Here is an 11,601-nt window from a genome sequence, read left to right as displayed (position 1 = left end):
CCATTCACTAAACGTAGCAAACTTTTGGCGTTTCGAAGTGCTGGCGTCTGCACGGTAAACCCCTTAAAATGGCATTTAAAATACATTTTAAAGTTTAAAAAAAATGCATAACCAAGACCAACGCGTTCTTAACTTGCCCGCCGGTTATTTCGGTATGGTTCTGGGTACCATAGGTATGGGGTTCGCCTGGCGTTATGCCGGTACTATCTGGCCGGTGACGCGCTGGCCGGGCGAGATCCTGGTGGCGCTGGCGGTGGCGATCTGGTTCCTGCTGAGCGTGGCGTTTCTTACCCGTGCGGTACGGTTTCCACATAGCGTGCTGGCCGAGATGCGGCATCCGGTAATGAGCAGTTTTGTCAGCCTGTTTCCTGCCACAACGCTACTGGTGGCCATTGGCTTTGTGCCGTGGTGCCGACCAGTGTCGCTGGTGCTGTTTAGCGTAGGCGTGGTGATCCAGCTTGCGTATGCCGCCTGGCAAAGCGCCGGGCTGTGGCGCGGTAAGCATCCGGAAGAGGCCACGACGCCGGGACTGTATCTGCCGACGGTGGCGAACAATTTTATCAGCGCCATGGCCTGCGGTGCGCTGGGTTTCCACGATGCGGGGCTGGTGTTCCTTGGTGCCGGGGTCTTTTCCTGGCTGAGCCTCGAGCCGGTCATTCTGCAACGCCTGCGCAGCGCGGGCGAACTGCCCGCGGCGCTTCGTACTTCGCTCGGGATCCAGCTTGCGCCTGCCCTGGTGGCCTGTAGCGCCTGGTTTAGCGTCAACGGCGGCGAAGCGGACACCTTCGCCAAAATGCTTTTCGGCTATGGTCTGTTGCAACTCCTGTTTATGCTGCGTCTGATGCCGTGGTATCTGTCGCAGCCGTTCAACGTGTCGTTCTGGAGCTTCTCGTTCGGGGTGTCGGCGCTGGCGACCACCGGTTTACATCTGGGGCAGAGCAGTCCGTCAGGGTTCTTTCATGCCCTCGCGGTTCCCCTGTTTATTTTCACCAACATCATCATCGCGATGCTGCTGGTCCGTACTTTTATCTTGCTGATGCAGGGCAAACTTCTGGTGCGCGCTGATAAGGCACTGCTAATGCAATCTGAGGAAAAATAATGACTGTCGATGAAAACTACTTTACTGAGAAATATGGGCTGACCCGCACGCACTCAGAGGTCCTGCTCAGCGCGGACATTGTTAAGCCGGGAAAAACGCTCGATCTCGGTTGCGGAAATGGCCGTAACAGCCTCTACCTCGCTGCCAACGGCTATGACGTGACGGCGTGGGATAAAAACCCGATGAGCATCGATAACATCGAACGCATTAAGGCGGCGGAAGGGATCGCGAATCTGCAAACGGCGATAAAGGATCTGAACAACCTGACCTTTGACGGCGAATACGACTTTATTCTTTCCACCGTCGTGTTGATGTTTCTCGAAGCGAAAACCATCCCTGGTCTTATCGCCAATATGCAGCGTTGCACTAAACCAGGCGGCTATAACCTGATCGTTGCCGCCATGGATACGGAGGACTATCCGTGTACCGTCGGTTTCCCGTTTGCCTTCAAGACCGGTGAACTGAGCCACTACTACGAAGGCTGGGAGCTGATCAAGTACAACGAAGAGGTGGGGGAACTCCACCGTACCGATGCCAACGGCAACCGTATCAAGCTGCGCTTCGCCACCATGATCGCACGCAAGCCCGCTTAACGCGCGGCCAGCAGACAGAGTTGCAGGGCCGTGCGACAGGAGGCCTCGAACGACGACAGCGGTAAAAACTCAAACTTCGAGTGGAAGTTATGGGCGCCGGTGAAGAAGTTCGGGGTGAGCAAGCCTTTGGCTGACAGGGCCGCCCCGTCCGTGCCACCGCGCATGGGGATCGGTTTTGGGGTGATACCGAGCGATTCCATCGCCTCGAACATCAGGTCGATCGCGCGGCGGTCTTCGCCAATCGCATTGCTGATATTGCTGTAGGTATCTTCAATGCGATACTCCACGTTTGCCGTGGGATGCTGCGCAGCAATCCGCGCTGCCACATCGGCAATTTGCTGCTTGCGGGCGGCAAAACCCTCTTTGTCAAAATCACGAATGTTGGCTTTCAGCACCGCTTCGTTTTGCCCGGCCTGGATGCCGTTAAACCAGATATAACCTTCGCGCCCCTCGGTGCATTCCGGGGTTTGCTGGCGATCGAAATGGCTGATGAAATCCGTTGCCATCAGCAGCGGGTTGACCAGCACCCCTTTGGCGGACATCGGGTGCGCCGTGACGCCGGTAAAGCGAATTTCAGCCGCCGCCGCGTTAAAGTTCTCGTAAACAATTTCCCCCAGCTCGCAGCAGTCGATGGTCCAGGCAAAATCGACGTCGAAGCGCTTCAAATCCAGCGCTTTCGCGCCACAGAGACCAATCTCTTCATCGGGCACAAACGCCACCACAATATCGCCATGCTTATGTTCAGCGGTGAGGTTTTCCAGCACCGTCATGACCACGGTGACGGCCGCTTTATTATCTGCGCCTAATACGCTGGTTCCGTCGCTGAAAATAATCTCCTCATCAGGATAAGCCAGAATTTCCGGGTGCTCATTTACGCGCAACCAAATATCTTTTTCTTTATTCAGGCAGAGATCATCTCCCGTAAAGGTTAATATTTGTGGATGAATATCCGGGGATAAACCGACGTCAACGGTATCGATATGGGTAATAAAACCAATCCGCGGCGCGCCGGGAATATTGCCTTTTTTCACGGCGGTAACGGTGGCGAACTCATCAATCACAATATCGTCTAACCCCAGCGTTTCCAGCTCCTTCGCCAGCTCCCGCGCCATGTCGTGCTGGCCCGGGGTGGAGGGCAGGGTTTTGACTTTCGGGTCGCTCTGGCTGGTGATGGCGAGATAGCGGAAAAAGCGTTGGGTTAATTGTCTGGAGAGTTCTGAGCCCATAGTGTTTCCTTCTGTATTTATTTTTCATGTGTTTGCGCCATCACTTTAATGTTATTTATGAAATGGCAAAAGAAGTAATTAGCCGTCGAATTAAAAAGACAGGAATAAATGATGAAAAGCACATTCACAATGATAACGCTGGCGCTTGCTGCGCTGACGGTCAGTTCCACCGTCGCGGCAAAAACGCTGGTGTATTGCTCCGAAGGATCGCCGGAAAATTTCAATCCTCAGCTCTACACGTCGGGAACCAGCGTGGACGCCAGCGCCGTACCGGTTTATAACCGTCTGGTCGATTTCAAACCGGGTACTACCGAACTGGTGCCGAGCCTGGCGGAAAGCTGGGAGGTGAGCGAGGATGGTAAGGTCTACACCTTCCACCTGCGCAAAGGGGTGAAATTCCACAGTAATAAACTGTTCACGCCGACGCGCGACTTCAACGCGGATGACGTGATTTTCTCGTTTATGCGCCAGAAGGATGTGAATCATCCCTACCATAACGTATCCAACGGCAGTTATTCCAACTTCGAAAGTCTGGAGTTCGGCAGCCTGATTACCGCCATTGATAAGGTTGACGATCGCACCGTGCGCTTCACCCTGGCGCACCCGGAAGCGCCGTTTGTTGCCGATCTGGCGTGGTATTTTGCCTCCATCCTGTCGGCGGAGTATGCCGATGCCATGCTGAAAGCGGGCACGCCTGAAAAGGTTGATATGCAGCCGATTGGCACCGGGCCGTTTAAACTGGCGCAATATCAGAAGGATTCCCGCATCCTCTTTACCGCCTTCCCGGACTACTGGCAGGGAAAATCGAAGCTGGATCGACTGGTGTTCACCATCACGCCGGACGCCTCGGTGCGTTTTGCCAAAGTCGAGAAGAATGAGTGCCAGGTGATGCCGTTCCCAAACCCGGCGGATCTGCCGCGTATGAAGGCTAACAAAGACATCAACCTGATGAGCAAGGACGGTCTGAATACCGGTTTCCTGGCATTTAACACGCAAAAGCCGCCGCTGGATAACGTAAAAGTGCGCCAGGCGCTGGCGATGGCGATTAACAAACCGGCCATCATTGAGGCGGTCTTCCACGGCACCGGCACGGCGGCGAAAAACCTGCTGCCGCCTGGCGTCTGGAGTGCCGACAGCGAGCTGAAAGACTACGATTACGATCCAGAAAAAGCGAAAACGCTGTTAAAGGAGGCGGGATTTGCCAACGGCGTAAGCATCGATCTGTGGGCTATGCCCGTGCAGCGGCCGTATAACCCGAACGCGAAGCGTATGGCTGAAATGATCCAGGCGGACTGGGCGAAAGTAGGCGTGCAGACCAAAATCGTGACCTACGAATGGGGCGAATATCTGAAGCGCGTGAAGGGCGGGGAGCATCAGGCTGCGCTGATGGGCTGGACAACGGCGACGGGCGATCCGGATAACTTCTTCGGACCACTGTTTACCTGTACGTCCGCCAACGGCGGGTCGAACTCGGCCAAATGGTGCTATAAGCCGTTTGATAACCTGATTGCCGAAGCAAAATCGATAACCGATCGCGAAAAACGCGTGGCGCTGTACAAGCAGGCGCAGCAGATGATGCACGATCAAATGCCGGCGGTTATGATTGCCCACTCGACCATTTTTGAGCCAGTCAGAAAAGAGGTCACGGGCTATGAAATCGATCCCTTCGGCAAACATCTGTTCTGGCAGGTAGATATAAAACAGTAATATTTTTCTGCCCGGATCCCGTCCGGGCACTATTTTTACAATTTGTGCCTTCCCCGTCATTTTTTGCCACAACATTTCCCTCTGTTTTTTGTTATAACTTCAAGTGCATACTTGCAGATAACTCGGAACTCCATCATGCGTACTTCCACTTTTTTTAAAGTTGCAGTGCTTTCTGGCCTGTTGGCCCTTTCTGGCTGTGCGTCAAAAGTCGCAGCCCCCGATCAATATTCAGGCTTTTTAAAAGATTACTCTGACTTGCAGGAGATGACATCAGCAACCGGGAAACCAACCTTGCGTTGGGTCGATCCTTCCTATGATCCGGCGAACTACGACAGTATTATCTGGACCCCGATAACCTATTATCCGACACCAAAGCCAACCACACAGCTTGGGCAAAAAACGCTTGATGAATTGTTGAGTTACACCAATAACACATTAAAAAACGCGATAGGCCAGCGTAAGCCAATTGTGACGACGCCGGGCAAACATAGCCTGATCTTCCGCGGCGCCATCACGGGTGTGAGCTCAGAGAAAGAAGGTTTGCAGTTCTATGAAGTGGTGCCCGTCGCGCTGCTGGTTGCGGGTACGCAGATGGCAACTGGCCATCGCACCATGGATACGCATCTTTTCTTTGAAGGTGAGCTGATTGATGCCGCCACGAACAAACCGGTAGTTAAAGTTGTTCGTAAAGGTGAAGGTAAAGAGCTTGCCAACGAGAACACGCCGTTGGGATTCGCCACACTGAAACAGGTTGTGGATGATATGGCGACCGATGCCACCATGTTTGATGTCCATCAGACAGCAAAATAATAAAAACGGCCTGCATCTACGCAGGCCGTTATTTTATGCCGTCAGCAGGCGGCGGAACCAGGTTTCCGGTTTCGTAAACATCACCATATTTCCCCCTAAAATCAACAGCAGGCCGACGATCCCGTTGATATGCCACACGTAACCCTCGTACACCGTTGAAATCGACAGCGCCACCAGCGGGAACAGCAGGGTGCTGTACGCGGCCTTACCGGGACCAATGCGGCCTACCAGCGTAAAGTAGGCGCCGAAGGCAATCACCGAGCCAAACAGAGCAAGATAGAGCAGCGCCCCCATATAGCTCACCGTCCATTCCGGCATAAAGCTATCGCCCCTGAAGAGAGCGATAAGGCCCATCACGACGGTGCCATACAGCATCGCCCAGGCGTTGGTGGTCATGGTTTCCAGCCCGTTTCGCTGATGACGCATGCTGATCATATTCCCCAGCGAGAAGCCGTAGGTGCCAAGGGCGGAAAGCCCGATGCCCGTCAGCAATGACGCGCTCCAGCCGCTGGCGAGCAGATCGTGCCAGAACAGGGTAATGATCCCGATAAGCCCCAGCGCTGCCGCCGTCCAGAAGCGTGCGGGGGGACGCTGGCCGAAGAAGATAAAGCTGTTGATGGCGTTATACAGCACGGCCATCGAGAAAATCACCGACTCAAGGCCGGTATTGATATGGGCGGCGGCGGTGTAAAAGCACCAGAAGTTGAAACAGAAAACGCAGCAACCCTGAAGCATGCAATAGAGATGATCCCGCAGCGCCAGCCTGCGCAGGCGACGAAGGGCGACCAGGACGATCATCATCGTGGCGCTGGCCACGGCGAAGCGCCAGAAAATGGAGACCGGCGCTGCAACCGGCCCCTGTTGTAAAAAAATGGCGATCCAGGTCGTGCCCCAGATAACAACAACCAGCCCATAGAGTAATGCGTTCATGGTATCTCTCTTCTCATACCGCGGAAAACAACAGTGTGGCGAAAGAAGGGGGCCCCGGCTTTCATCGCCTTGCGCCGGACTTGCAAATTCTTGCGCTTTTTTCTCGCACAATGGCTGGTAACAGGCTGCAACACTTCTTAGACTGACAGTCTGATTAATCACCTGTTTACGGCCATGTCTCTCGTTTACGACACCTTTGAAACGTTACGCCAAAAAAATGCAGTGCTGCGGGAAACCGTCGCGCTCAATACTGGCATTCAACTGGCGGCGTGGTACAACAAGCACGACACGATCACCGTGAAAAGCAACCATCACACCCTTAGCCTGTACGTGGCGGATGGCTATGAAAGCTATCAAAAAACGCCGGGTGGCTGGAAAAATGGCGGTGGGCCGGACCGTTTTTGTCTGATGCCGGAAGAGAGCGAATCCACATGGGATATTCGTGATGACCTGTCGTTCGTGCACCTCTACTGCACCGATGAACACCTGCGGGACGTGGGGGAGAAAATCTGGGATAAACGACCGCTATCGCTGACGCTGGAGGAAAAAATCTTCGGCAGCGATCCGAAAATCACCGCCCTTTATCGCCAGTTTTTGCTCGGCTGCGACTGGCAGCAAAACGCCAATCAGCTCACCCTGAGCACTGCGTCGACCTTATTACTGACGCATTTGGTCCAGCACTATTCCAGCGTCCAGTGGAAGTTACCGGTGGTCACCGGCGGGCTATCGCCGTTTGTGCTGCGCAACGTGCTGGCCTTTATCGAGGAAAATCTGGCGCAACCCTTAACGCTGGCGGAACTGGCGGGCCAGGCCGCACTCAGTGAGTATCACTTTGCGCGGATGTTCCGCCAGTCGATGGGGCTGGCGCCGCATCAGTACGTCATGCAGCGCCGCATGGAGAAGGCCAAAGCGCTGATTCAGCACACGACCACGCCGCTCACCGACATCGCGCTGGCCTGCGGATTTAACTCCGCCAGCCATTTCAGTAACCGTTTTCGCAGCATGACCGGCATCACGCCGTCACAGCTACGCGCGGCGAAGGCGTGAGAAGACAGCGTAACAGATCCCACCCAGCACCAGCCCCCAGAAAGCGGAGCCAATTCCCAGGAGCGTGACGCCGCTGGCGGTCATCAGGAAGGTGACGATCGCCGCGTCGCGCTCTGCTTCATGATTCAGTGCCTGATACAAACTCCCGCTGATAGTGCCGAGCAGGGCCAGCCCGGCCAGCGTCTGGATGCCGCTCAGCGGCAGGGCGGCCATCAGCCCCGAAATCGACCCGCCGAACACCCCCGCCAGCAGATAAAACCCACCTGCGGCCGCCGCTGCCAGCCAGCGTTTAGTGGCATCCGGGTGGGCGTCCGGACTCTGGCAGATGGCGGCGGTGATGGCGGCGATGCAGATGGAATAGACGCCGAAGGGGGACAACAGCAGCGCCAGCCCGCCGGTGGCAACGATCAGCGGTGAGACCGCCAGGGGATAGCCCGATGCCTGCATGGTGGCGAAGCCGGGCGCATTCTGCGACGCCATGGTCACCAGGAAGAAGGGTAAGCCGATGCTGATCAGGCTGGTGAAGGTGAACGCAGGGGCAATGAATTCCGGCATGATCACCGATAACGTCATTTTATTCGTGACAACGTCACCTCCAGCCCAGGCCACGAACACCCCCACCAGCAGCGTGGCGACAATGGCATACCGGGGCGCCACGGCTTTAGCCACCAGCCAGGCGGCCAGCATACTGCCGCAAAGAAGCACGTGTCCCTCAAGATTGCTGAATGCCTTCAGGCCAAACTGTAACAGCACGCCTGCCAGCATAGCGGCGGCAAGCGAGTGCGGGATCAGTTTCATCAACTGGGCAAACAGGCCAGTGACGCCGCACAGCAGAATCAGCGCATTCGCAAATATAAATACCCCTATGGTTTCCGCCAGCGTCACGCCTTGCAGGCTGGTGGCGAGCAGCGCCGCGCCAGGAGTCGACCAGGCGGTCAGCACCGGGGCTTTATACCACCACGACAATGCAAGCGTGCTGATCCCCATCCCGAGCCCCAGCGCGGTCATCCATCCGGCGATTTGCTGTGTACTGGCGCCCGCCGCCGCAGCCGCCTGCCAGATAATGGCGGCAGAGCTGGCGTAGCCCACCAGAACGGCAACAAAACCAGCCAGCACGGCAGGAAAGAGAGAGGCAGTCGATCGCATGTGAACTCCGTTGTGCGTTATAACGTCCGGGATAAGGTATCACTGTGCGCTATAGCGTACAAGTGGTATGCTTTGCTGCAACGGGAGGAACCATGGATATCACTCAACATCTGGCAACCACACTGAAAGCGCTGCGTCAGGCGCGGGGCTGGAGCCTGTCGAAACTGGCGGAAGAGACGGGCGTGTCGAAAGCGATGCTTGGGCAAATCGAACGCAATGAGTCCAGCCCGACGGTCTCAACCTTGTGGAAAATTGCCACCGGGCTGAACGTACCTTTTTCGGCGTTTATCACTCCAGAGAGCGAACCGCAGGCGGTGTTCGATCCGCAGCAGCAGGCGATGGTGGTGAAACCGCTTTTCCCCTGGGATGAACAGCTTAAGTTCGACCATTTCTCCATCACCCTGTCGCCCGGCGCGCTGAGTGAGTCCACGCCGCACGAAGCCGGGGTGATTGAACACGTGGTGGTGATAAGCGGTGAGCTGGATATGCATATCGACGGTGTCTGGCGCACTCTATACGCTGATTCAGGCGTGCGTTTTGCCGGCGATAAACCGCACGCGTACCGCAACAGCAGCACCCGGACGGTGCATTTTCACTCTCTGATCCATTATCCCCGCTAAAGCGTCGCAAAACGGTTTCACTGGCACAGACTTCTGACTACAATAGCCGCCATTTTGACCATAACGGATAACGACGAAGTATGCGCCTGCACCCCCATCATCTTGAACTGCTAAGCCCGGCCCGCGACGCCGCCATTGCCCGTGAAGCCATTCTTCACGGTGCGGATGCCGTCTACATTGGCGGCCCAGGCTTTGGTGCCCGTCATAACGCCAGCAATAGCCTGCGCGACATTGCCGAACTGGTACCGTTCGCCCACCGTTTCGGGGCGAAGGTGTTCGTGACCCTGAACACCATTCTTCATGATGATGAGCTGGAGCCCGCGCAGCGTCTTATTACCGATCTCTACCAGACCGGCGTTGACGCTCTGATCGTTCAGGATATGGGTGTTCTGGAACTGGATATCCCGCCAATTGAGCTGCACGCCAGCACCCAGTGCGATATCCGCACCGTTGAGAAGGCGAAGTTTCTTTCAGACGTCGGGTTTACGCAGATTGTTCTGGCGCGCGAGCTGAACCTGAACCAGATCCGCGATATCCACCAGGCCACCGACGCGACCATTGAATTCTTTATCCACGGTGCGCTTTGCGTGGCCTATTCCGGGCAGTGTAATATCTCTCACGCCCAGACGGGGCGCAGCGCTAACCGCGGCGACTGCTCTCAGGCCTGCCGTCTGCCGTATACCCTGAAAGACGATCAGGGCCGCGTGGTGGCATTCGAGAAACACCTGCTGTCGATGAAAGATAACGATCAGACGGCAAACCTCGGCGCGCTGATCGATGCCGGCGTACGCTCCTTCAAAATTGAAGGCCGCTACAAGGACATGAGCTACGTGAAAAATATCACCGCCCATTATCGTCAGATGCTGGATGCCATCATCGACGATCGCGGTGACCTGGCGCGCGCGTCCGCCGGTCGTACAGAGCATTTCTTTATTCCATCGACGGACAAAACGTTCCACCGCGGCAGTACGGATTATTTCGTTAATGCGCGCAAAGGGGATATTGGCGCGTTCGATTCACCGAAGTTTATTGGTCTGCCGGTGGGTGAAGTGCTGAAAGTGGCGAAGGATCATCTTGACGTTCAGGTTACAGAGCCGCTGGCGAACGGCGATGGTCTCAACGTGATGATCAAACGTGAAGTGGTTGGTTTTCGCGCCAATACGGTGGAGAAAACCGGCGAAAATCGTTATCGCGTCTGGCCGAACGAAATGCCTGCCGACCTTTACAAAGCCCGCCCGAATGCGGCGCTGAACCGTAACCTGGATCACAACTGGCAGCAGGCCTTGCTCAAGACCTCCAGCGAGCGTCGCATTGCGGTGGATATCGCGCTGGGTGGCTGGGAAGAGCAGCTGATCCTGACCATGACCTGCGAAGACGGCATCAGCGTAACGCATACGCTCGATGGCCTGTTCGAGGTGGCGAACAATGCGGAGAAAGCGCTTAGCAACCTCAAGGATGGCGTAGCGAAGCTCGGGCAGACCATTTATTATGCGCGCAATATTGAGGTGAATCTGCCGGACGCGCTGTTCGTGCAGAACAGCCTGCTGAACCAGTTCCGCCGTGAAACGGCTGAGATGCTGGATGAAGCACGCCTGGCAAACTATCCGCGCGGCAGTCGTAAGGCCGAAGCGGTGCCTGCGCCGGTCTACCCGGACACGCATCTCTCCTTCCTTGCGAACGTTTACAACCACAAAGCGCGTGCGTTTTACCATCGTCACGGCGTGCAACTGATTGACGCCGCGTATGAAGCGCATGAAGAGAAGGGCGATGTGCCGGTGATGATCACCAAACACTGCCTGCGGTTTGCCTTTAACCTTTGTCCGAAACAGGCGAAAGGGAATATTAAAAGCTGGAAAGCGACGCCGATGCAGCTGGTGAATGGCGATGAAGTACTGACGCTGAAGTTTGACTGCCGTCCGTGTGAAATGCACGTTATCGGCAAGATGAAGAATCACATCTTCAAAATGCCGTCTCCGGGCAGCATTGTGGCCTCCGTCAGCCCTGACGATTTGATGAAGACCCTGCCGAAGCGTAAAGGCAGCTAACCCGCAGAGTGGGTATCCGGTTTGCGCGATTTCTGCCAGGCAAGGTGCTCGCGCAACCCCTCCGCAGACTCCTCTGCCGCGCTACGTAACTCGTCGCTGTCAGCTTCATGACGAAGCTGATGGTCGGCGTTTTTCACATACACAAATTCATGCCCTTTGTGCTCCGCCATAATCTGCCCCGAGAACAGTGCACTAATCAGCAGCAGTAGCGAAAAGCCTTTTCTGAACATCTTTTACCCCCGAAAATACGCTACGGTCATCGTAGGGATAATTTCATAGAGTAATTATTCGACTCTTTAAATTTGAGAAAATAGACTGTCAAAAATTGTGGTCGCCATAAAACTCACTTAAGACTATTCTTAAAAGCAATATCGCCGT

At 55.5% G+C, this 11,601-nt stretch carries 11 protein-coding genes; 7 read left to right on the top strand and 4 right to left on the bottom strand.

Features of this window, described 5'->3' with window-relative positions; translation table 11 throughout:
- Positions 1-103: 103 nt before the first annotated feature.
- Both tehA and tehB read left to right on the top strand, forming a co-directional pair.
- Positions 104-1,099 carry a dicarboxylate transporter/tellurite-resistance protein TehA gene (gene tehA / locus CKK19_RS09220; RefSeq protein ID WP_058646658.1) on the top strand — a complete coding sequence of 332 codons (996 nt, stop codon included), beginning with the start codon at positions 104-106 and terminating at the stop codon, positions 1,097-1,099.
- Positions 1,099-1,692 (top strand): tellurite resistance methyltransferase TehB, encoded by a 594-nt coding sequence (tehB, locus tag CKK19_RS09215; protein WP_063163071.1) that lies wholly within the window; start codon positions 1,099-1,101, stop codon positions 1,690-1,692. Before tehA ends, tehB begins: the two co-directional genes overlap by 1 nt.
- Here the strand turns inward: tehB and pepT are convergent.
- The gene (gene pepT, locus CKK19_RS09210; RefSeq protein ID WP_023306176.1) at positions 1,689-2,918 is read right to left on the bottom strand and encodes a peptidase T; all 1,230 of its coding nucleotides are present in this window, start codon (positions 2,916-2,918) and stop codon (positions 1,689-1,691) included. The genes tehB and pepT overlap by 4 nt on opposite strands.
- 111 nt (positions 2,919-3,029) lie before the next feature.
- Between pepT and CKK19_RS09205 the strand changes: the two genes are divergently transcribed.
- Both CKK19_RS09205 and CKK19_RS09200 read left to right on the top strand, forming a co-directional pair.
- Complete coding sequence (locus CKK19_RS09205; protein ID WP_063841471.1) at positions 3,030-4,625, top strand: ABC transporter substrate-binding protein; 1,596 nt, start codon at positions 3,030-3,032, stop codon at positions 4,623-4,625.
- 135 nt (positions 4,626-4,760) lie between these two features.
- Positions 4,761-5,435 (top strand): DUF3313 domain-containing protein, encoded by a 675-nt coding sequence (locus CKK19_RS09200; RefSeq protein WP_022648086.1) that lies wholly within the window; start codon positions 4,761-4,763, stop codon positions 5,433-5,435.
- Between the two features lie 33 nt (positions 5,436-5,468).
- Here the strand turns inward: CKK19_RS09200 and CKK19_RS09195 are convergent, their stop codons facing one another.
- Positions 5,469-6,365, bottom strand: a complete 897-nt coding sequence (locus CKK19_RS09195) for a DMT family transporter (RefSeq protein WP_063853645.1) — start codon at positions 6,363-6,365, stop codon at positions 5,469-5,471.
- Between the two features lie 174 nt (positions 6,366-6,539).
- On the opposite strand from CKK19_RS09195, the gene CKK19_RS09190 reads away from it, so the two are divergent.
- Entirely contained in the window at positions 6,540-7,412 is an 873-nt protein-coding gene (locus CKK19_RS09190) for a helix-turn-helix domain-containing protein (RefSeq protein ID WP_022648088.1), read from the top strand.
- On the opposite strand, the gene CKK19_RS09185 is transcribed toward CKK19_RS09190, so the two are convergent.
- Entirely contained in the window at positions 7,392-8,558 is a 1,167-nt protein-coding gene (locus tag CKK19_RS09185; RefSeq protein ID WP_063853644.1) for a benzoate/H(+) symporter BenE family transporter, read from the bottom strand. The two genes, CKK19_RS09190 and CKK19_RS09185, sit on opposite strands and share 21 nt — an antisense overlap.
- Before the next feature lie 92 nt (positions 8,559-8,650).
- On the opposite strand from CKK19_RS09185, the gene CKK19_RS09180 reads away from it, so the two are divergent.
- Positions 8,651-9,178: a helix-turn-helix domain-containing protein gene (locus CKK19_RS09180; protein ID WP_032624275.1), complete on the top strand. Its 528-nt coding sequence runs from the start codon at positions 8,651-8,653 to the stop codon at positions 9,176-9,178.
- 80 nt (positions 9,179-9,258) lie between these two features.
- Positions 9,259-11,223: a peptidase U32 family protein gene (locus CKK19_RS09175; RefSeq protein ID WP_063853643.1), complete on the top strand. Its 1,965-nt coding sequence runs from the start codon at positions 9,259-9,261 to the stop codon at positions 11,221-11,223.
- Here CKK19_RS09175 and CKK19_RS09170 read toward each other — a convergent pair.
- Positions 11,220-11,453 (bottom strand): DUF2554 family protein, encoded by a 234-nt coding sequence (locus CKK19_RS09170; protein ID WP_063853642.1) that lies wholly within the window; start codon positions 11,451-11,453, stop codon positions 11,220-11,222. The genes CKK19_RS09175 and CKK19_RS09170 overlap by 4 nt on opposite strands.
- Positions 11,454-11,601: the final 148 nt, after the last annotated feature.

Source organism: Enterobacter sp. CCUG 70166, from assembly GCF_020224095.1.
Lineage (GTDB): Bacteria > Pseudomonadota > Gammaproteobacteria > Enterobacterales > Enterobacteriaceae > Enterobacter > Enterobacter intestinihominis.
Note: the sequence above shows the minus strand (reverse complement) of the source record. Positions and strands in the feature narration are given on the sequence as shown.

Bases quoted from the DNA above. Each gene is read 5' to 3' on its own strand.
- tehA (WP_058646658.1), top strand. From the start codon at position 104: ATGCATAACCAAGACCAACGCGTTCTTAACTTGCCCGCCGGTTATTTC.
- tehB (WP_063163071.1), top strand. From the start codon at position 1,099: ATGACTGTCGATGAAAACTACTTTACTGAGAAATATGGGCTGACCCGC.
- pepT (WP_023306176.1), bottom strand. From the start codon at position 2,918: ATGGGCTCAGAACTCTCCAGACAATTAACCCAACGCTTTTTCCGCTAT.
- CKK19_RS09205 (WP_063841471.1), top strand. From the start codon at position 3,030: ATGAAAAGCACATTCACAATGATAACGCTGGCGCTTGCTGCGCTGACG.
- CKK19_RS09200 (WP_022648086.1), top strand. From the start codon at position 4,761: ATGCGTACTTCCACTTTTTTTAAAGTTGCAGTGCTTTCTGGCCTGTTG.
- CKK19_RS09195 (WP_063853645.1), bottom strand. From the start codon at position 6,365: ATGAACGCATTACTCTATGGGCTGGTTGTTGTTATCTGGGGCACGACC.
- CKK19_RS09190 (WP_022648088.1), top strand. From the start codon at position 6,540: ATGTCTCTCGTTTACGACACCTTTGAAACGTTACGCCAAAAAAATGCA.
- CKK19_RS09185 (WP_063853644.1), bottom strand. From the start codon at position 8,558: ATGCGATCGACTGCCTCTCTCTTTCCTGCCGTGCTGGCTGGTTTTGTT.
- CKK19_RS09180 (WP_032624275.1), top strand. From the start codon at position 8,651: ATGGATATCACTCAACATCTGGCAACCACACTGAAAGCGCTGCGTCAG.
- CKK19_RS09175 (WP_063853643.1), top strand. From the start codon at position 9,259: ATGCGCCTGCACCCCCATCATCTTGAACTGCTAAGCCCGGCCCGCGAC.
- CKK19_RS09170 (WP_063853642.1), bottom strand. From the start codon at position 11,453: ATGTTCAGAAAAGGCTTTTCGCTACTGCTGCTGATTAGTGCACTGTTC.